Genomic DNA, 20,546 nt, shown 5'->3' on the forward strand with positions numbered 1-20,546 from the left:
GGCTCTCGTGCTGTGGGGCGCAGGCGGGGTGCAGGCCGACCCGCTGAACGAAGCCGGCAGCGCGGCGGAAGCCGAAGTCGTGCAACGACCCTTCGTCGTCGAGTGGGGCAGCCCGCTGCCCACTCAGGCTGCCCTGCCGGCGCACTTCGACACCCGTGTGGACGACTGGCGCCTGGGTGAGCGCCGCCTGCTGCCCCGCCAGACCGGCGGCAGCCTGCTGGTGTCGCGCACACGCCTTGAAGCCGAGACGTCCCGGCGTGACGGAGCCCCCGGCGCAGAGCCCTTGGGGGCCGCGGCCCTGCCCCAGCGTGCCGGCGTGGACATGGACAACGTTGCCTACCGCTGGTGGTTCGCCCGCCGGGGCCAGAGCATTGCGCTGGGCGTCGGCGCGGCCACCTACCGCGTGCAGGCTGTCGATGAGAGTCCGCTGCATGAGTTCGGCCATGCCACGGCGAGCTCGCCCCTCATCAGCGTAGGCCTGCGGCAACAGGTGTCGGAGTCGGCGCTGCTCTATCTCGACGCGGCCAGCGCCCGCCGCCTGAGCGCCGACGATGCCGGCGGCGACTACTACGGCGCCCGCGCCGGCGTGGAATGGCAGACCTCGCGCAACGGCACCTTCGCGCTGGAGCAGGGGCGCGTGCGCGTGAGGCTCTATTCGGGCACCCGTTCGCAGATGTCGCTGCGGATGAAGCGCGGCGGGCCGATGCTCGTTTACCGCCTGAGCTTCTGAGCCGCCCACCCTCGCCCGCGCGTTGCGGCGAGGCGACAACTTCGTGCTGCGCTGCGCACCGCCGCCAGGCCGACAGCCTCAAGTCAGTGGCCTCGGACGATGATGTGCGGGCGTGCGGCCCATGCACGCCATCTGCCTTTCAAAGCAACAACAACACCGCCTCCGAGGAGACGCCATGACCCGCCAGCCGCCGCTGGTGCGCCGCGATCGCACCCCCTTCGTCCTGATGGCTTCGGCGCTTGCCTTGGCCGCCGCCCTGCAGGCCGCCGACGCGCTGGCCGCCCCCACCGCCACCAGGTTCGAGCCGGTGGCCCAGGTGCAAGGCACCCGGCTGCAGCTCAACGGCGCCGGCACCCGCTACAAGGCCGGCATTTTCAAGGTCTACGACATGGCGATGTACACGACCAGGAAGGTGAGCTCCGCCGAAGAGCTGCTGGCGCTTGCCGGCCCCAAGCGGCTCGACTTCACCGCGCTGCGCGAAGTGCCCGGCACCGACCTGGGCCTGCTGTTCGTGAAGGGCCTCTCGGAAAACTCGCCGAAGGAGCAGGTGCAGAAGCACACCGTGGCCACCACCCGCCTGATCGAGATCTTCTCGGGCCGCTCCAAGCTCAAGCCCGGCGACACCTTCGCGATGGAGTTCGTGCCGGGCAAGGGCACCACCTTCTTCATCGTCGGCGAGCCGCAGGGCGGCGCCGTGGGCGACGATGAATTCTTCGAGATGGTGCTGCGCATCTGGTTCGGCAAGTCGCCGGCCGACAAGGGCCTGAAGGACGCGCTGCTGGGACTCGACCAGAACCGCTGAACCGGGCGGCTCAGCGGTCTGTCCCCGCCTTGCCGGCCTGGGCCAGCAACTTGCGCCTCATGCCTTCTTCCGAGACGCGGCGCGCGTCGGCTGAGCGGGCCTGATCGGCGCGCCGGCACGGCCGGCATCGCACGGCCGTGCTGTTGATGTTGCCCAGCGCCACCTCGTACCACCACTTCTGCTGCTTGGCGGTCCACACCTCATGGCTGCCGCAATCGCGGCAGGTGAACTCCCGGTCGACGTAGTACAGCGGCAGGCAGCCGCAGGTGTTGTTGTGGCGCGCGAGTAGCTCGCGGTCGGCCTCCAGCACGCCGAGCGGGACGCGCGGGCGCCGCAAGTGCGGGTCGAAGTTGACGAACTTCGCAGCCCGCTCGCGGCGGCGCTGCATGATCTCTTCGCGGCGTTGCTTTCCGCTTTTCATGTCGATCTACCCAGCCCGAAGGCATGGAGGTGGAATTCGATCCGCGACGCGAGCCCGGCGTCGAGGCAGGCGCGCCATTCGGGCCAGGCCGTTGCGAGGAGCTCCTGGTGCCGGGCTGCGGGCTGCACGAAGGTGCGCGTCATGTCGGCGCACCAGGCCTGCAATGCCTGGACCACCCGCTCGGTCGCCGCTTGGTCCGGGGCCGCCATGCGAGCCTGCAGCCTCAGCAACACGAGCAGGCGATCCCACGGGGAGGTGTGCACCAGCACCGACAGCATGCTGCGCAGCAGCTCGGGCCGCGCTGCAAGTGACTCCAGCGCGGCGAGCGGCGGCGGCTCGGCGCCTCGGCCGACGTAGTCCACCGCAAGCCGGCGCACCTTCGCCGAAGGATCCGAAAGCATCTGCAGGACGAGCCCGCTGCGCACGTCTGCTGCCGAGCGCGACCAAAGCACGGCATACCCGGCCCGGCGCAACACGGCGGCTGGCGACCGGATGGCTTTGGCGCAGGCTTGCAGCGCATCCGCCGGTCGTGCGGCGCTGATCAGCTGCAGGGCAACCGCCCCTTCGCGCGCCGTGTGGGAGCCGCTGCGCAAGGTCGCGGCCGCTCGCTCCAGCACCCCGGCCAGATCGTCGCCCACGGCCGCCAGGGCGATCGACCGCACCAGCGGGCTCGCGTCCATGCACATCTCGCGCACCAGGCTCGGAGTGGAGACCTGGGGACTGCAGAGCAGTTCGCGCAAGCCTGCCGCCCGCACCTTCGCGAAGCGGGAAAGGCAGGCGGCCCCCAGGAGGTTGTCGCGCGGCGTGCCCGGCGGCATGCCCCGGGCGGCTGCCAACGCTGCGCCAGCGATGCCGATGTCGGACGACATCAGTCCGTCGCGCACGAGCGAGAGCCGTGTTGCGGCCTGCAGGACATGGCGCGCGCGAAACGCAAAGAGCCATCGCGCGGCGACATGACTTGTGGCGTGCTGCACTGACGCCAGCCGCTCCAGGTTGCCCGGACGGGCGAGGAACGCCTCGATGCGAAGGAGCAGCCCGGAGTGGTCTGCACGCCGCGCGCGGCTGAGTGCCGCCAGCTTCGGCAGCGCGGCGATCCACCCGTCGATGCAGTCGTCTCGCAGGAACGATTCGATGGCGACCCGGGCCGCATGACGTACCTGCGACACCCAGTCGTTCGCCCGTGCCAGCAGTTGCGGCAACACGCGGGGGTCGCCGATTTCCGCCAGCGCCTCGACCGCGGCTTGACGCGTGTAGCCGTCGGCCGCGTACACAAGCGCGAGGAGTTCCTCGAGCGTGGGTATCGGTCCTGACGCGTCTGCGTGGGCGAGCAGCTTCAGCCAGCGGTTCACGTTCATCCTTTCACGCACACCACCTGCTTCAGGGTGTGCACCACCTCGACCAGGTCCTTCTGCGCCTCCATCACCGCGTCGATGTCCTTGTAGGCCGCGGGCGTCTCGTCGATGACGTCCTTGTCCTTGCGGCATTCGACGCCTTCGGTGGCGGCGCGGTGGTCGGCCAGCGTGAAGCGGCGCTTCGCTTCGCCGCGGCTCATGGTGCGGCCGGCGCCGTGCGAGCAGGACTCGAAGCTCTCGGCGTTGCCCTTGCCGCGCACGATGTAGCTGCGCGCGCCCATGCTGCCGGGGATGATGCCCAGCTCGCCCTGCTTCGCGCTCACCGCGCCCTTGCGTGTCACGTACACGTCGTGGCCGAAGTGGCGCTCCTGCTGCACGTAGTTGTGGTGGCAGTTCACCGCCTCGATGTGGCTCTGGAAGTTCTTGTGGATCACCGTCTTGGCGGCCTCGATCACGCGGCGCATCATCACCTCGCGGTTGAGTCGCGCGAACTTCTGCGCCCAGCCCACGGCGCGCACGTAGTCGCCGAAGTAGCGCGAGCCTTCCTCGAAGTAGGCGAGGTCGCGGTCGGGCAGGTTGGCGTTGTTTCGCATCGCGTCCTGCTTGGCCAGCTCGATGAACATGGTGCCGATGAAGTTGCCCACGCCGCGCGAGCCGGAGTGCAGCATGAACCACACGAAACCCTGCTCGTCGAGGCAGACCTCGATGAAGTGGTTGCCGGTGCCCAGCGTGCCCAGGTGGCTGCGGTGGTTGGTCTTCTCCAGCTTCGGGTAGTCGCGGCACAGCTCGGTGAACTCCGGCTCCAGCTGCGCCCAGGCCGTGTCGACCGCACCCGGCACCTTGTGCCAGGCGCCGGGGTCGCGCGAGCCCGGCGCACGGCCGTGCGGCACGGCGCGTTCGATGGCGCTGCGCAGCGGGGCCAGGTTGTCGGGCAGGTCTTCGGCGGTGAGCGTGGTCTTGCACGCGATCATTCCGCAGCCGATGTCCACGCCCACTGCGGCCGGGATGATGGCCTTGAAGGTCGGGATCACCGAACCCACGGTGGCGCCGATGCCGAAGTGCACGTCGGGCATGGCCGCGATGTGCTTGAACACGATGGGCAGGCGCGCCGCGTTGGCGAGCTGGCGCTTCGCCTCGTCCTCGACGGGCACGCCGCGCGTCCACATCTTCACCGGCACGCCGCCGGGGACTTCCTGAATTTCGTAGTTGTGCTGACTCATGGGCTTCTCACTCATTGAGAGCAGTGACAAGGGGGATGAAACGATCACTCCGCCATCCATTGCTGGACCGGGATTCGAACCCGGGCGCCCCGCGCATCAACGCGCGGAGCACGCGATCTGCTCGCGTGCGTCTACCTGTAGTTCCATCTGCATTCACTGCAAGAAAGTTGATGTCTCGTTGCGACGAGGATCGGCGAAACGTTCGTGCTCTATCCAACTGAGCTACGGTCTTGCGACCGGCGGGACTCGAACCCGCGACCACGAGATTAAGAGTCTGTAGTTCCACCTGCATTCGCAGCGCGACATCAAGACGAACAGCGCGACAAGGGGCGGCAGGACGCCTGCCAAAGCCGGTTGCCCGGCTGGGGATTCGAACCCCTCGGCTCCAATGTAGTCCTGCCTGCATTCGCGCAAAACTTCATGTCTTTGCCGTGCTCGTATCCGGCGACGAGTGTCGTTCGCGGGACGCGTACATGGTTGATGTAGTCCCGCAAGGCATTCGCCAGGCACGAGCAACTTGTTGTTCATCCATCCGGTCGGTGCCGCAGGCGACCAGATCCGCAAGAGCTGCCGGCCGGTTTCCCGGTTGCGGGCTTGCGGGCCCGCTTGGCATGGTGGCGCTGTACTCCTGCGCGCATTCGCATGCGGCACCTTCCTTTCATTCACTCCATCACTGCGATTCGAGCGAGATCTTTTCGATCTCGCCGACCCAGTGATCGGGTCCGGACTTGCCTTCGGCAAACGCGGACACCATGTCGAACACGGCGTCGGAGAAGCCGCCGACGTTCAGGACGTCGGCGCGCTCCTGCGCCTGCGTGGTGCCATACGGCTGGATGTCGATGCACACCAGGCGCGCGTTCGGGTTGCGCTGCTTCAACGATTCCCACTCGCGCATGGTCTGCGTCGCGCCATGCCGCTTTGCATCGACCCACGACTCGTTGTCCGACACGATGACCACCACGTCCACCAGCGCACGCTCACGGTTCAGCAGTGCCAGTGGTGCGCTGCAGCTGGTACCTCCGCCACCGATGGAGGCCAGCGCCTGAGCGTTGGTCATCACCGAATCGCGCGGGTTCAGCGACAGCTTCACCACGTCCTGCTCGAACGGCAGCACGCGTGCGGCCGGGTTCTTGCGCAGCACGGCTGCCGCCACAAGAGCCGCCACGTCGATGCAGCGCACGCTCGAAGTCGCCGAACCGCGATGACCGGTGACTGCAGAGCTCATCGAGCCTGACACGTCCGGGCACACGACCACACGGCCGGCAAAGCTCGGCACGTTGACCAGCGCGAGCTCCATGGCGTCCTGCAGCGCTTCACGCACAACCGCCGGCACTTCGTCGCCTGCGACCTTGAACGCTGCCAGCAGCTGGTACGGCAGCACGCGGGCCTTGGCCACGGCGTGTGGGTCGCGCAGCTTCGCTGCGATGGCGTCTGCCATGCCTTCGATCTCGAACACGCCGTGACGGGCAAAGGTGTTCAGGTTCTGACGCACCATCTGCCATGAACCGGCGCGGGCGATCTGGGCCCACTGCTCGCGGGTCAGCTCCAGTGCCGTCAGCATCTGGAATGGCACGTCCGGCAGCTCCCCGGTTCGCTCACGCTTGAAGCGCTCGAAACCTTGCGTGATCGGCGGCAGTGCCGCTTCATCGAAAGGCTTGCCGATCAACCACGCAAACCAGGCTGCGCGCCACGTCTGTGCAGGCTTCGGGTGAACCATCTTCACCACGTCGGCCAGCGAAGGCGTGTTGCCCACAGAGGCGTTCAGCAACTGCTTCTCGCTCGCGCCCAGCAGCCACTGCTGCACCAGCTTCTTCGGGCGCGTACCCAGCGACTTGCGGCCCACCGCGCCGCTGCGCACGACCTGCACGAAGTTGCGCAGCATCTTGCCGTTGTCGACCACGCGACCGAACACCTTGCCGAGCAGCTGCACATCGCGGACAGCCAGTGAAGCGGAGAGGACGGCCGGCATGTCCTTCATGTGACCTGCCTGACGCGCGTAGACCGCCGTCTTTGCCACGAAGGCGGGCTCGACCTCGCGCGCCAGTTGGTGCACGGTCTCGAGCTGGACTTCGGCCGTTGCGTAGAAGGTCTGGTTCATGCAGCCGGTCGCCGCCAGCTGTGCCAGGCGATGACGGGGTCCATAGGCGTAGGCCGCGGCCTGTTCGTGGTTGCTCGCATCGGCGGCAGGCAGCAGAACGCCCTTGAGCGTCTGGAAGAGTTGGGTGTTGACCATGTTTCTTTCCCTCGTGCATTCAACTTTGTTGTGCTGCCTGTATCGCAATGCGTGTGCCAGCTCCGGTGTTCGCTGCAATGGAGCGGTAACTTGTTGTCGTGTAAGGATTTTTCGCGACGTGCTCCCGCTCGCCATGGGAGCGGGAGCACTGCCTGGCTAGAATCATTGCTAGGAAACTAGCTGCGCAGAATGACCAAACCCACCGTCGCCATCGGCTTCCTCGGCAGCCAGCTCGACGCCGGCCGCGGCGCCGGGCGCTGGGAGAAGTGGCGTCCCACCGTCTCGCTGGCGCAGCACGCCGGCCAGCCGCTGCACCGGCTCGAGCTGCTGCATGCGCCGCAGCACATCGACCTCGCCCGCCGCGTTGCCGACGACATCGCCAGCGTCTCGCCCGACACCCGGGTCAACCTCGTCGAGATCGAACTGGCCGACCCGTGGGACTTCGGCGAGGTCTACACCGCGCTGTACGACTGGCTGCGCAACTACCGCTTCGACACCGGGCGCGAGCGGTACTGGGCCCACATCACCACCGGCACGCATGTGGCACAGATTTGCCTGTTCCTGCTGGTGGAGGCGCGCTTCCTGCCCGGCGTGCTGGTGCAGACGGCCCCGCCGAAGAAGCAGCGCGCCGGCGATCCGGGGTCGCTCGCGCTCATCGACCTCGACCTGTCGCGCTACGACGGCATCGCGCAGCGCTTCCACCAGGAGCGCAGCGATGCGCTGGCCTTCCTGAAGAGCGGCATCGCCACCCGCAACGCCCGCTTCAACGCGCTCATCGAGGAGATCGAGCGGGTGGCCGTGCGCTCGCGGTCCCCCATGCTGCTGGTGGGGCCCACCGGCGCAGGCAAGTCCTTCCTCGCGCGGCGCATGTACGAGCTCAAGAAGGCGAGGCACCAGCTGGCCGGCCCGTTCGTCGAGGTCAACTGCGCGACGCTGCGCGGCGACGGCGCCGCCTCCACCCTCTTCGGTCACCGCAAGGGCTCGTTCACCGGCGCGGTGGCCGACCGTGCGGGCCTCCTGCGCACCGCGCACCAGGGCCTGCTGTTCCTCGACGAGATCGGCGAACTCGGCCTCGACGAGCAGGCCATGCTGCTCAAGGCGGTGGAGGAAAAGCGCTTCCTGCCGGTGGGTGCCGACCGCGACGTCGAAAGCGACTTCCAGCTGGTGGCGGGCACCAACCGCGACCTGCGCGTCGAGGTGGCGGCCGGGCGCTTTCGCGACGACCTGTTCGCCCGCATCAACCTGTGGACCTACGACCTGCCCGGCCTCGCACAGCGCACCGAAGACATCGAGCCCAACGTCGACCACCTGCTGGCCCTCGCGGCGCAGGAAACCGGCCGCGCGGTGCGCTTCAATGCCGAGGCCAAGGCCCGCTACCTGCGCTTCGCGCAATCGGCCGATGCGGCATGGGCCGGCAACTTCCGCGACCTGGGCGCCTCGGTCACGCGGCTGGCCACGCTGGCCGAAGGCGGGCGCATCTCCGAAGGCCTGGTCGAGGCCGAGATCGAGCGCCTGCGCTGGCTGTGGCGGCGCTGCGCCGCGCCCGCCGCCGCGCAACCGGCGGACCTGGCCGCCTGGCTGGGCGAGCCGGCGCTCGGGCAGCTCGACCTGTTCGACCGGCTGCAGCTCGAGGCGGTGATCGGCGTGTGCCGCACGTCGCGCAGCCTGTCGGAGGCCGGGCGCAGGCTGTTCAACGTGAGCCGCTCGCAACGCAGCGTGGTCAACGACGCCGACCGGCTGCGCAAGTACCTCGCGAAATATGGCTTGAACTTCGAGCAGCTCGTCACCGGTTGACGGCCGGCCGTGCGCAAGTTGCTTGCGCTGGAACCGTTGCACAACGTAGCCTGCGCCCCTCGAACAAACCATGCAGATCAAGGCGCGTCTCAACCTGGCATTGGCCCTGTGCTCGCTGGCAACCCTGGCGGCCGCGGGTATTGCCGTGCATTTCGACCTGCGCGAGCAGGCGCTGCGCGAAGTGCGGCGCGAGGCCGAGCTGCGCATGCGCGCCGCGCAGGCGGTGCGCCGCTACACCACCGAGCATGTGCGGGCGCTGGTGCCGGTGGACAGCGCCACCTTCCACCCGATCAGCGTGCCTTCGTTCGCCGCCACCACCACCATGCGCTACCTGCATGCCGGCTACCCCGGCGTGTCGTACCGCGAGGTGGCGCTCAACCCCACCAATCCGGCCAACCTGGCCACCGGCGACGCGGCCGAGGTGGTGCAGGCCCTGCGCAAGGACGGCAGCGGCACCCTGCAGCGGGTCACCGGCGGGCCCGGCGAACAGGTGCTGCACTTTGCGCAGGCCATCCGGGTGAACGACCCCGACTGCCTGGCCTGCCACGGCTCGGCGGCCACGGCGCCTTCGGCGCTGGTCATGCGCTACGGCATCGACGGCGGCTTCGGCTGGAAGGTGGGCGAAGTGATCGGCGCGCAGATCGTCTCGATGCCCATGTCGCTGGCCTTCGAGCGCTCCAACGCCACCCTGCTGCGCTTCCTGGCCGGCGCCGTGACCGTGATCTCGGTGATGTTCGTCGTGCTCAACGTGATGCTGCGCCGCATGGTCATCAACCCGATGACCACGCGCATGGGCGCGCTCAAGCGCCTGGCCGCGGTGGACGCCCTCACCGGCGCCGTCAACCGGCGCGGCTTCAACAAGTTCCTCGGCGGCCACCTGCGGCGGGCGCGCGAGCAGGGCACGCCGCTGTCGGTGGTGATGATCGACCTCGACCACTTCAAGCAGGTCAACGACCGCTTCGGCCATGCCGCTGGCGATGCGGCGCTGCGCGAGCTGGTCAGGCGGGTGCGCTCGCGCAGCCGCGGGCGCGACGTGCTCGGCCGCCTGGGCGGCGAGGAGTTCGCCCTGGTGCTGCCCAACACCGCATTGCCCGATGCGCTCAGCGCCGCGAAGGCCGTGCTGGCCGAGGTGACCGACCCGCCGTTCGAGGGCGTGGGCCAGATCACCGCGAGCCTGGGCGTGGCGCAGTGGAACGGCAGCGAGTCGCTGTCGCAGCTGCTGGAGCGCGCCGACGCGGCGCTGTACGCCGCCAAGCACAAGGGCCGCGCGCGCATCGAATGCGCCGAGGTTCCCGTCCCGGCGGGCTGAGGCGCCGCTACCATCGCCGCCCATATCAACACCAGCGAGGGCAGGGGCGATGGCACAACAGGCGAGACCCGACTACATCTACTCCGGCGGCAACGTGCTCATGCACTCGCCGCTGTCGCTCGGCGAGTCCGAGATGTACGGCTTCTTCGTGCGCGGCGACCGCGCGAAGCTGCAGCGCTCGGTGGACGAGACGCTCAACACCGCGGCTGCCGGGCGCATGCACTTCCAGGTGCTGTCGCCCTTCGTGCTGCTCACCTTCACCAGGGTGGGCCATGCGCAGTCCACCCACCCGCGCGACGCGGCCAAGGGCTGGGGCATCGAGACCGACATCGTGACCTGGGTGATGGTGGGCCAGGTGCTGCCGGGGCAGACCCGGATCAACCACATCTACATCTGGCCGTGCCACATCTTCGTGGACGACACCATGGCGCTCATCAACGGGCGCGAGCTCTACGGCTACCCGAAGTACGGCTGCGAGTACACGATGCCCGCACCGGGGGAGGCGCCGCGCAGCTTCAGCCTCGCCGCCAAGGGCTTCCAGCCCTTCAGCCCCGAGACGCAGCTCGCCATGCACCCGCTGCTGGCGGTGGAGGCGACCGACACCTCCCGGCCGCACCAGCCGCTCAAGGGTTGGGAAAGCTTCGTCAGGCAGCTGGTCGAGCTGCTGTCCAGCGAAGCCGATGCGCTCGACCTCGACGCCGCCGGCTGGGAGCAGGTGGCGCAGGCCTTCCTGAAGCCGCAGCTCGACCAGATCTTCCTGAAGCAGTTTCCCGACAGCGCGGGCGAGAAGGCCGTCTACCAGGGCATCGTCAGCGCCCCGGCGGTGGTGAACAAGCTGCACAGCGTGGAACTGCTGGGCTGGCAGTATCAGCTCACGCTGCAGCCCTTCGCCAGCTTCCCGCTGGCCGACACCCTGGGCCTGGCGCCCGGCGCGCAGCCAGCCATCCTGCCCTTCCACCTCACGATGGACTTCGAGGTCACCCAGGGCGAGGAGCTGGTCGACAACTCGACGATCGCCCCGAAGAAGATCGCCATCCTGGGCGGCGGCGTGGGCGCCATGACCGCCGCCTTCTGGCTGACCGACCAGCCCGGCTGGCAAAACCGCTACGAGATCACGCTCTACCAGATGGGCTGGCGCGTGGGCGGCAAGGGCGCGAGCGGCCGCAATGCCGCGCTGGGCCAGCGCATCGAAGAGCACGGCCTGCACATCTGGTTCGGCTTCTACGACAACGCCTTCAACACCATCCAGAAGGCCTACGACCTGCTGCAGCGCCCGCCCGGCGCGCCGCTGGCCAGCTGGACCGACGCCTTCAAGCCGCAGCACTTCATCACGCTGACGGAGTTCGTGCAGGGCCAGTGGAAGACCTGGCCGATCGACACGCCCATCAAGCCCGGAACGCCCGGCCAGGGCACCGAAAGCGTGGGCCCCTGGGCCATGGCCAGCACGCTGTATGCGTGGATCCAGTCATGGCTGGGCCAGCTCAAGGACGCGGCCGCGTTCACCGAGCCGCGGCCGCTCACGCCGCCCGACCAGGAACACGAGGGCTGGCTGCACGGCCTCGCCCGGCACGTGGAGCAGGACGTCGAACACCTCGCCGCCGACGTGGAACATGCGGCCCAGGCCCTGGTGCAGTTCAGCCAGGCGCTGGCAGAGGACGCACGCAGCCACGACGCCGAGCACCATGAGCTGATGCATGCGGCGCTGCAGTCGCTGCGCGGCTGGCTGCACGATGCGGTGGCGGCCGAAGGCGCAGGCGACGACCTGCGCCGCCTGTACATCGTGATCGACCTCGCCTGCACCGCGCTCATCGGCATGTTCGAGGACCGCGTCTTCACCCGGGGCTTCGACGTCATCAACGACATCGACTTCTACGACTGGCTCACCCGGCACGGCGCCAACGAGAAGCTCACCGTGCACTCTGCGCCGGTGCGCGGCTTCTACGACCTGGTGTTCGCCTACGAGAACGGCGACTTCGAGCGGCCCAACATCGAGGCCGGCACCATGCTGCGCGGCATGCTGCGGGTGGCGGTGGCCTACCACGGCGGCATCATGTGGGAGATGCAGGCCGGCATGGGCGACACGGTGTTCACGCCGCTGTACCAGGTGCTCAAGTCGCGCGGCGTGCAGTTCAGGTTCTTCCACAAGGTCGAGGAGCTGGTGCCCGCGGCCGACGGCAGCAACCTGGTCGACCAGGTGCGCCTCACGCAGCAGGCCGCCGTGACCGGCGGTGCCGGCCACTACCACCCGCTGGTCAACGTGAAGGGCCTGGCCTGCTGGCCCAGCGGGCCCGACTACGCGCAGATCGTGCCGGAGCAGGCCGCGCTGCTGCAGCAGCACGACGTGAACCTGGAGTCGAACTGGAGCAACTGGCCGCAGCTCTATGCGCAGCACTTCGGCCAGCCGCTGCCCACGCTGACGCTGCAACGAGGGGTCGACTTCGATCTCGTCGTGTTCGGCATCTCGGCCGACGGCGTGAAGGACCTCTGCCCGCAGCTGGTGGCCCGCAGTCCGGCGCTGCAAACCATGGGCGAGAAGATCAGGACGGTGGCCACCCAGGCCTACCAGGTGTGGATCGACTGCGACCTCGAAGCCATGGGCTGGACGAGCTTCGGCGCCAACCGCCAGGAGCCGGTGCTCAGCGGCTTCGTCGAACCCTTCGACACCTGGGCGCCGATGGACCAGCTGCTGCAGCGTGAAGCCTGGCCGCCGGCGCAGACGCAGCCGAAGAACGTGTCGTACTTCTGCAGCGCGCTGCCCATCAACGACTACCCGCCGTACAGCGACCACGGTTTTCCGGCGCGTTGCGCGGCGGCGGTCAAGCAGTCGGCGATCGACCAGCTCGAGACCCGGATCGGCGCGCTGTGGCCCGGAGTGGCCGGCAGCGGCGGCTTCCGGTGGGGCTGCCTCGTCGACCCGGAACAGGGCAGCGGCACGCAACGCTTCGGCCGCCAGTATTGGCGCGCCAACGTCGACCCGTCGGAGCGCTACGTGCTGTCGGTGGTGGGCAGCAGCGCCTGCCGGCTTACGACCGATGGCTCGGGCTTCGCGAACCTCTACCTCACCGGCGACTGGATCCGCACCGGCCTGAACGCCGGCTGCGTGGAGGCGGCGGTGATGGCCGGCATGCAGACCTCGCGGGCCATCAGCGGGTGGCCGAAGGTGATCCGCGGCGAAAGCGACTTCTGAGGTAGCCGGCCAGAACCCGGTTCACGCGGCGGCTCGGTATGCTGCGCCCTTCCTTGCCGGAGGACGCGCCATGCCGATGCCCCACCCGTTCGCGATGCTGCTGGCCGGTGCCGTGGCCCTGGGGGCTGCATTGCGGGCCGCGGCGTCCGAAGACACGGCGCGCGACTGGCTGCAGACCAACGCCCGGCCGATGGCCGCCACGAGCGCCGAGGCCATCGACGACGCCGCGCTCGAGGCCTTCGGCGCCGCCGTGGGCGATGCCCGGGTGGTGGGCCTGGGCGAGCAGACGCACGGCGGCCGCCAGGAGTTCGAGCTGAAGCTGCGGCTGCTGCGCTACCTGCACGAGCGCCGCGGCTTCGACGTGCTGCTCATCGAAAGCGGCCTGTTCGACGTGGACCAGGTGACCCGCGCGGTGGCCCGCGGCGAGGGCAGCCTCGATGCGCTGGCGCCGGGCAGGCTGTTCTACATGTACTCGAAGAGCGACGCCGGCCGCGAGCTGCTGCGCTACCTGGACGAGCGCCGCCGGGCGCCGCGCCCGCTCGCGGTGGCCGGCTTCGACAGCCAGCTCACCGGCGAAGCCAGCCAGCGGTCGCTGCTGCGCGGCCTGCGCCGCCAGCTTGCGGCCCGCGACGCGCGCGCCGCCCGCAACATCGACTGGCCGCTGGTGGAGCGGCTGGGCGAGCGGCTGTTCAAGCTCGATCGCGAAGCCCCCGCCGCCGAGGAACGCCGCCGCTTCGATGCGGCGCTCGCCGCGCTGCACCGTGCGCTGTGCCGCCCCAGCCGAACCGATGCCGGCACCATGCTCTGGTGCCGCAGCGTGGCTGGCCTGCAGGCGCAGGCGCGCACCGTGTGGGACGGCGACTACCAGCGCGACCATGCGATGGCGGACAACCTGCTGTGGCTGACCGAAGAGGTGTACGCCGGCCGCAAGGTGGTGGTGTGGGGCCACATCGCGCATCTCGGCCGCGGGCTGCAGCGCGATGCGCAGCATCGCCTGGCCGGCGCCATCGTCGGCGAGCGGCTGGGCCGCGCCTACTACGCGCTCAACACCACCGCCTTCGAAGGCCGCTGGCTCGACGACGCGAGCGGCCAGGTGCGCGAGGTGCCGCCCGCGGCGCCCGGCAGCCTGGAGGCCGTGCTGGCCTGGGATGTGTGCACCCCGCTCGCCGAGTACGGCGATCGACCCTCCGGGAGGTGCGGGCGGCCCGGCACGGCGGCCCCGTTCATCTTCGTGAACGCGCCGCGCGGGGTGGTGCCGGGGCTGGCCGCCATGCCGGCGCGCGCCATCGACTTCGGGCCGGTGGCGCTGCCGGGCATCGCTGCCAACGGCCTGGGCCCTCACTGGGACGGCGTCTTCTACATCCGTACCATGGCGCCGGTGACCCTGGTGCGCTGAGGCTCAGCGACAGCCACGGGCCGAAACGCTAGCATCGCCCGCTTGTCCACCCCAGGCCGGCCGGCCCGTGACGACCATGATCTCTCGCCGCCACCTGCTGGCGGGCTCCGCTCTCGCGCCGCTCGCCGCGGCCGGCCGGGCCCAGGCCGCGTCGCCGAATGAACTGACGCAGCTGCTCGACAGCGTGCTGCAGCGGGCGCTGGCGCTGCTGCCGCAGCTGCTCACCAGCGCCGGCCTCGACACCGGCCCCAACGCCGCTGCGCGCAGCCTGCTGAACGACCGCTCGCCCGATGCGCGCGCGCGCATGCGCCGCCTGTTCGAGGACATGAAGGCCGGGCTCGGGCGTTTCGACCCGGCGCGGCTGCAGGGCATGGACTGGATCAACCACCAGTCGGCGCTCTACCTCGCCGACACCACGCTCGCGGCCTACGACTTCGGCTTCGGCGACCCGGACGTCGGCCCGTCCATCCCCTACGTGGTGTCGCAGCTGAGCGGCTCGTACCGCGCCATCCCCGGCTTCCTTGCGAGCCTGCACCCGGTGGCCGACCGGGCCGATGCCGAGGCCTACCTGGCGCGCCTCTCGGCCTTTGCGTTGGTGCTCGACCACGAGACCGAATGGGCCCGCAGCGACCACGCGCGCGGCGCGGTGCCGCCCGACTTCGTGCTGCGCACGGCGCTGCGCCAGTTCGAGGCGATGCTCGCGCCGGCACCGGCGGCTTCGGAGCTGGTGACGGCGCTGGTGCGGCGCACCCGGGCCGCCGGCATCGAAGGCGACTGGGAGACGCGCGCGGCGCGCATCGTCGAAGCCGAGGTGTACCCGGCGCTGCGGCGGCAGGCCGACCTGCTGCAGGGAGCGCTGGAGAAGGCGCCCACCGCGGCCGGTGTGTGGCGTCTGCCCGAGGGCGAGCGCTTCTACCGCCACGCCGTGCGCGCGGCCACCACCACGGCGCTGTCCGGCGACGAGATCCATCGCCTGGGCCTGGAGCTGGTGAAGCGCTTCAGCTCGTCGGCCGATGCCATCCTGCGCAGCCGGGGCCTCACCCGCGGCACGGTGGCCGAGCGGCTGGCGGCGCTGCGCAAGGATCCGAAGCACCTGTACGCCGACAGCGACGAGGGCCGCCGCGCCCTGCTCGCCGACCTGGAGCGCCGCATGGAAGAGATGCGCGAGCACCTGCCGCGCTTTTTCGGCCGGCTGCCGCAGGCGCCGGTGCGGGTGCAGCGCATGCCCACCGCCATCGAGGCCGGCGCGCCGGGCGCCACCTACCAGCCGGGCAGCCTGGACGGCAAGCGCCCCGGTCTCTTCGAGATCAACCTGCGCAACGTGGCCGAGTGGCCGCGCTTCGACCTGCCCACCCTCGTCTACCACGAGGCCCTGCCCGGCCACCACCTGCAGAACACGCTGCGCAACGAGGCCGAAGGCCTGCCGCTGCTGCGCCGCATGCCGCTGTTCTCGGGCTACCAGGAAGGCTGGGCCCTGTATGCCGAACAGCTGGCCGACGAGATGGGCGTGTACCGCCGTGACCCGCTCGGCCGCCTGGGCTACATGGCGTCGATGCTGTTCCGCGCCGCGCGGCTGGTGGTCGACTCGGGCCTGCACCACAAGCGCTGGACCCGCGACCAGGCAGTGGCCTACATGTCGGCCACGCTGGGCGACGCCCCTTCGGCCACCGTGCGCGAGGTGGAGCGCTACTGCGTGCAGCCGGCGCAGGCCTGCTGCTACATGCTGGGCTGGCGCACCTGGACGCAGGCACGCGCCAGCGCCCAGGCGGTGCAGGGCAGGCGCTTCGACCTCCGCGCCTTCCACGATGCGGGGCTGCTCAACGCCGACATGCCGCTGGACCTGCTGACGCGGGTGCTGGAACGGTGGGCGCGGGCCGGAGGGCGTCCTGGGCATCGTGTGCCGGGATCCGCAGCGCGCGCTTCGGCCACGCAGAGCGCGCCATGGCGGATGTCATCGTGAGTCACTTTGAAGTACTCGGCGCTGCGCTTTCGATGGCGCTCACGGGCACGGGCGTGGTATGCCTCCTTGCGGGCTTCTTTGCGGTGGGGCGCCGTCTGGTGCTGAAGAATCCGCAGGGTGGCTTTGCTCAGCTTCGCTTGCCATTGCTCGCGTGGGAGTTGTTCTGCGCGGCCACCGTGACGGTGTTGCTCGTGCATTGGTTGACCAGGGTCACCCTCTGGGAGTTTGCATGTCTGCTGCTGGGCGTGGCCATTTCGACACCCGTGCTTGCAGGAGCCGGTCTGTTCGCGGCTGGCAGGAGGCGGTGAAAAGCATCCCATCCTGCCGCCCGAGCGCCGCCTCGACCGCTTTTACATGCCGCCGTGACGAACCATCCTGTCCACACATCACATGCCCAGCTCACAGATTCGAAGTCGCTTCCCCAGGCCCGCAGCCGTGGTTTGGGACTACCTGCTGCATCTCAAGGATTGCGAGCGCTGGATGCCTGCTGAAGAGCTTCACGGCGTAGCGCTCCTGTTCGATTCGGGGCGTTATGCCGGCTTCCAATGGGCGCCCGACAAGCCTGGTGTTGCTCCGATCGTTTCTCGCGTCCAGCGAATCGACCCTTGCCGCAGCGTTCAGTATCGAACGGTGTGCGCGACCGAAAGCAATGTCCCGCCCAGCGCCAGAGCCGGGTTTCCCTTTCGGTCCATGAAACAGAGCATGGTCTTCAACGACAGTGGTTCGGGGTGCGAGCTGGTTCAACATGTCGAGCTGGAACCCAATGGACTCCTTGGCTGGCTGACATGCAGCCTCCTGTTGCTTCCCAGCGTGAAGCGAGGGGTTGTGGAATCTCACAGGCGCCTCGCAGAGCTGTTGCGTGAGGTCTAGCCGCACCATCGGTCAGAGCCGCCTCACCAGTGCTCAAAGCAACCCCAGCTCCACCGCCTTCAACGTCGCCGCCGCCCGGCTGCTGCAGGCCAGCTTCTCGAACACGTGCTCCAGGTGCGTGCGCACGGTGGCCGGGCTGATGCCGAGCCCTTGGGCAGCTTCCTTGTTGCTCGCGCCGTGGGCGATCGCGCGCAGCACGTCGAGCTCGCGCGGCGACAGCAGCGTCGGTGTCGCTCGGGGGCGCGGTGCCGGTGCGCCCAGCAGCGCTTCGACCACCTCACGGTCGTAGCGCCCGGCGCCTGCGTCTTCGCGCAGGATGCGTGCCGCCTCGGCCTCGTCGAAGGCAGGCCGCCAGGGCCGTGGCGAACGCAGCGCAACCCAGCTGGCCGCGGCGGCCAGCAGCCGGGCCTCGGGGCTTTGCGGCGCCAGGCCGCGGAAGTGGCCTGAGCCGTCGCCGCGCTCGAACACCCACGAGGCGAGGTCGGCCTCGGCAGACAGGCCCGCGAGCTCGCGCGCGGCGCGGGCGGTCCAGTAGGCGGCCAGGCGGATCTGCTCGTGGTCGGCACGCGTCAAGGGCGACGGCTTGTTCCACAGCGCGTTGGGCAGCGCGGCGCGGCCCATGCCGTGCAGCAGGGCAGCCGCGACGGTGCGTTGCACCGCTGCCGGGTCGAGCCCCAGGCGGCCCCCGGCCGCTTCGACTGCCGATGCCACCGCGCGCGAATGGCCGGTGAGCCACGGCAGCTTGAGGTCGATCACGTCGGCCAGCAGCCGCAGCGGCACGTCGGCATCGGGCACCTGCGCCACCACGTCGTCTTCGGCTTCGCCGTCGAGCTCGGCGAGCCAGCAGCGCGCATGGGTGCGCAGCGCCTCGACCAGCCTGCGCGGGTGCCGCCCGTCGGCCGCGGGCAGCGCACCGGCGCCTTGCAGGCGGGCCGCGATCTCGAACTCGCCGCACAGCGTGACGATGGCCACCAGTTCGGTCGCCGCCCCACCGCTGCCTTCGAGGTCGTAGCCGTCGAACACATGGCGCAGCGCCTGCTCCACCGCGGCCGGCAGCCCGAGGCGGTGCGCCGTGTCGCCGGCCACCTCGCAGTGGATCTGCGCCACGCCGGCAAAGGCCGCCAGGCGCTCGCGCTGCGCCGGGTCGGTGAGTGCCGCCGCCTGGAGCTGCGCCAGCAGCGCCGGCTCGGCCAGCATCTTCGCGCGGCCGGCCACGTCGTCGCCCAGCAGCGCTGCGATCTCGCCCGCATTGGCGGTGCAGCCCGACCAGCGCAGCAGCGCGACGCTGGTGGCGTCGGCTGCCAGCTCGGCGCGCCCCAGCGCCAGCGCGAGCCGCCGTGCGAGGGCAGCGACGCGGCGCGAATGGTTGCAGGGCTGGCCCATGCTGAGATCGCCCACGAAGGCGAGCGCGTGCATCGCGTCGCCCACGCGAACGGTGGTGCCTTCGGCGACGAGGTCGGTGGTCAAGAGGCGCTCGCCGGGTGGTGATCGGATATTCGACCGATGGTACGTGGAGCGCCCGCGGCTCACCATGGCGGCCATCGTCACTTTCGTCCGGAGCCGCCCATGCCCTCCAGCCTCAGCACCCTCGGCATCGTCCACACCACGCTCAGCATCGCGCCGCTGCTGCTGGGCGGCTACGCGCTGGCCACGCGGGGCGCCATCTCGCCCGACGACCGCCTCGGCCGGGCCTACATCGTGTCGATGCTCGCCTCCATCGCGACCTCGTTCGGCCTGTCGAGCACCGGCAGCCTCGGGCCGGGCCATGTGCTGGGCGTGATCGCGGTCTTGCTGATGGGCTTTGCGCTTCGCCCGCCGGCGCTGCTGGGCCGCGCCGCGCCCTACCTGCGCACGCTGGCCATGTCGGCCAGCTACCTGATCCTGCTGATCCCGGGCACGGTCGAGACGCTCACGCGCCTGCCGGGCGGTGCGCCCATCGCAAGCCATGGGCCCGAGTCGCCCGAGGTCAAGGCGGCACTCGGCCTGTTCTTCCTGCTGTTCGTGGTGGGCAGTGCCTGGCAGCTGCTGCGCATCCGTCGTGGGCGCTAGGTTCTTGCCCAGCGCCGGCAGATCGCCGCGATGTCCTGCGGTGTTGTGCGGCAGCAGCCGCCGATCAGCCTCGCGCCCGCATCGGCCCATTGCATGGCCGCCTCGGCCAGCCTCGCGCCGCCGTCATGGGCGGCGCCGTGCCACACCTTGCGCACCGCGTCGTAGTGCTCGCCGGCATTGGGGTACACGACGATGGGCTTGCGGGTGCGGGACCGGGCGGTCTGCACCAGTGACTCCACGTGCTGCGGCGCAGTGCAGTTGAGGCCGATCGCCGCCACCTGGGCAAAGCCGTCGAGCGCGGCCACGCAGTCGGCGAACGGCTCGCCCTGGCTGCCGTGCTCACCGTCGCGGCATGAAAAGCTGATCCAGGCCTCACTGCCCGGCGTTTCCTGCAGCAGCCGCGCCAGGGCGCGGGCCTCGGCGAGGCAGGGCACGGTCTCGCAGGCCAGCAGGTCGGCGCCCGAGCCCGCCAGCAGCTGCAGGCGCGGGCGGTGGAAGTCCATCAGCGCGGTTTCGTCCAGGCCGTAGCCGCCGCGGTATTCGGAGCCGTCGGCCAGCATCGCGCCATAGGGGCCGATGGACGCGGCCACCAGCGGCTTCGCGCGGTGGGCCTGCGCCGGGTCGTGCTGCGCTTCGCGCCAGAAGATGTCGCGTGCCTCGCAGGCCAGCGCCACCGCCAGGCGCATGAGCCCGGCGGCCTCGTCGTGGCCGAGGCCGCGCCGGGCGAAGCCTTCGAAGGTGGCCTGGTAGGTGGCGGTGGTGGCCACGTCGGCGCCGGCGCGAAAGTAGTCGAGGTGCACCTCGCGAATGAGTTCGGGCTGTTCGATCAGCAGCCGGGCCGACCACAGGGGGTCGTCGATGTCGGCGCCGCGCCGGGCCAGCTCGGTGCCCAGCGCGCCATCGAGCACGAGGTGGCCTTGGCGCGCCAGCCAGGCGGTGATGACGCCGGATGGCGGAGTGGTGGAAGCGTCTGCCATGGAGGACATGGTGCGTTAGCACGCCTCTTCGGCGCCGAAGTAGCGGGTGTGGGGGCGAGCGTAACTGCCGTTGGCCCGCACCGGGCGAACGGGGTGTTGTTCGCGCGAGGTGTCGAATGCCTTCACGGTGAATGAATTGGGTTCAGCCCGTGGCGCACACCACTCTCCGTTCGGGCTGAGGTATCGAAGCCCTGCAACGACCGCTGCGGCCCTTCGATACCTCAGGGCGAACGGGGGTGCTGTTCG

At 69.9% G+C, this 20,546-nt stretch carries 16 protein-coding genes; 10 read left to right on the forward strand and 6 right to left on the reverse strand.

Features of this window, described 5'->3' with window-relative positions:
• Positions 1-7: 7 nt before the first annotated feature.
• Positions 8-730: a hypothetical protein gene (locus tag E8D38_RS11360; protein ID WP_140629639.1), complete on the forward strand. Its 723-nt coding sequence runs from the start codon at positions 8-10 to the stop codon at positions 728-730.
• A 175-nt stretch (positions 731-905) separates the two neighbouring features.
• Entirely contained in the window at positions 906-1,532 is a 627-nt protein-coding gene (locus E8D38_RS11365; RefSeq protein WP_140629642.1) for a chalcone isomerase family protein, read from the forward strand.
• A gap of 10 nt (positions 1,533-1,542) precedes the next feature.
• Here E8D38_RS11365 and E8D38_RS11370 read toward each other — a convergent pair whose 3' ends face one another.
• The 4 genes from E8D38_RS11370 to E8D38_RS11385 form a co-directional block, all read right to left on the reverse strand.
• On the reverse strand, positions 1,543-1,953 hold the full coding sequence (locus tag E8D38_RS11370) for a zinc-ribbon domain-containing protein (RefSeq protein WP_140629646.1): 411 nt from the start codon (positions 1,951-1,953) through the stop codon (positions 1,543-1,545).
• Positions 1,950-3,302 carry a HEAT repeat domain-containing protein gene (locus E8D38_RS11375; protein ID WP_181179060.1) on the reverse strand — a complete coding sequence of 451 codons (1,353 nt, stop codon included), beginning with the start codon at positions 3,300-3,302 and terminating at the stop codon, positions 1,950-1,952. The genes E8D38_RS11370 and E8D38_RS11375 overlap by 4 nt, the downstream gene beginning before the upstream one ends.
• A 2-nt stretch (positions 3,303-3,304) precedes the next feature.
• Positions 3,305-4,525 (reverse strand): RtcB family protein, encoded by a 1,221-nt coding sequence (locus tag E8D38_RS11380; RefSeq protein WP_140629653.1) that lies wholly within the window; start codon positions 4,523-4,525, stop codon positions 3,305-3,307.
• A gap of 670 nt (positions 4,526-5,195) precedes the next feature.
• Positions 5,196-6,758, reverse strand: a complete 1,563-nt coding sequence (locus E8D38_RS11385; protein ID WP_140629659.1) for a vWA domain-containing protein — start codon at positions 6,756-6,758, stop codon at positions 5,196-5,198.
• A 189-nt stretch (positions 6,759-6,947) separates the two neighbouring features.
• Here E8D38_RS11385 and rtcR point away from each other — a divergent pair, with 189 nt between their 5' ends.
• From rtcR to E8D38_RS29485, 7 genes are all read left to right on the forward strand, one after another.
• Entirely contained in the window at positions 6,948-8,552 is a 1,605-nt protein-coding gene (gene rtcR / locus E8D38_RS11390) for an RNA repair transcriptional activator RtcR (protein ID WP_140629662.1), read from the forward strand.
• A 70-nt stretch (positions 8,553-8,622) separates the two neighbouring features.
• Positions 8,623-9,861, forward strand: a complete 1,239-nt coding sequence (locus tag E8D38_RS11395) for a diguanylate cyclase (protein WP_140629665.1) — start codon at positions 8,623-8,625, stop codon at positions 9,859-9,861.
• A 49-nt stretch (positions 9,862-9,910) separates the two neighbouring features.
• Positions 9,911-13,048 carry an NAD(P)-binding protein gene (locus E8D38_RS11400; RefSeq protein ID WP_140629669.1) on the forward strand — a complete coding sequence of 1,046 codons (3,138 nt, stop codon included), beginning with the start codon at positions 9,911-9,913 and terminating at the stop codon, positions 13,046-13,048.
• A 70-nt stretch (positions 13,049-13,118) separates the two neighbouring features.
• Positions 13,119-14,444: an erythromycin esterase family protein gene (locus tag E8D38_RS11405; RefSeq protein WP_140629672.1), complete on the forward strand. Its 1,326-nt coding sequence runs from the start codon at positions 13,119-13,121 to the stop codon at positions 14,442-14,444.
• A 76-nt stretch (positions 14,445-14,520) separates the two neighbouring features.
• A complete protein-coding gene (locus E8D38_RS11410) occupies positions 14,521-16,404 on the forward strand; it encodes a DUF885 domain-containing protein (protein ID WP_140629675.1) in 1,884 nt (627 codons plus the stop codon).
• Positions 16,386-16,712 (forward strand): hypothetical protein, encoded by a 327-nt coding sequence (locus tag E8D38_RS11415; RefSeq protein ID WP_140629678.1) that lies wholly within the window; start codon positions 16,386-16,388, stop codon positions 16,710-16,712. Before E8D38_RS11410 ends, E8D38_RS11415 begins: the two co-directional genes overlap by 19 nt.
• A gap of 82 nt (positions 16,713-16,794) precedes the next feature.
• Positions 16,795-17,274: an SRPBCC family protein gene (locus E8D38_RS29485; RefSeq protein ID WP_140629681.1), complete on the forward strand. Its 480-nt coding sequence runs from the start codon at positions 16,795-16,797 to the stop codon at positions 17,272-17,274.
• Between the two features lie 33 nt (positions 17,275-17,307).
• Here the strand turns inward: E8D38_RS29485 and E8D38_RS11425 are convergent, their stop codons facing one another.
• On the reverse strand, positions 17,308-18,741 hold the full coding sequence (locus tag E8D38_RS11425; protein ID WP_246099440.1) for an HD domain-containing phosphohydrolase: 1,434 nt from the start codon (positions 18,739-18,741) through the stop codon (positions 17,308-17,310).
• A gap of 99 nt (positions 18,742-18,840) precedes the next feature.
• Between E8D38_RS11425 and E8D38_RS11430 the strand changes: the two genes are divergently transcribed.
• Positions 18,841-19,323: a hypothetical protein gene (locus E8D38_RS11430; RefSeq protein WP_140629684.1), complete on the forward strand. Its 483-nt coding sequence runs from the start codon at positions 18,841-18,843 to the stop codon at positions 19,321-19,323.
• Here the strand turns inward: E8D38_RS11430 and mmuM are convergent.
• On the reverse strand, positions 19,320-20,300 hold the full coding sequence (gene mmuM, locus E8D38_RS11435) for a homocysteine S-methyltransferase (RefSeq protein WP_140629689.1): 981 nt from the start codon (positions 20,298-20,300) through the stop codon (positions 19,320-19,322). The genes E8D38_RS11430 and mmuM overlap by 4 nt on opposite strands.
• Between the last annotated feature and the right edge of the window lie 246 nt (positions 20,301-20,546).

The sequence above is a fragment of the Methylibium rhizosphaerae genome, assembly GCF_006386545.1.
GTDB lineage: Bacteria > Pseudomonadota > Gammaproteobacteria > Burkholderiales > Burkholderiaceae_C > Pseudorivibacter > Pseudorivibacter rhizosphaerae.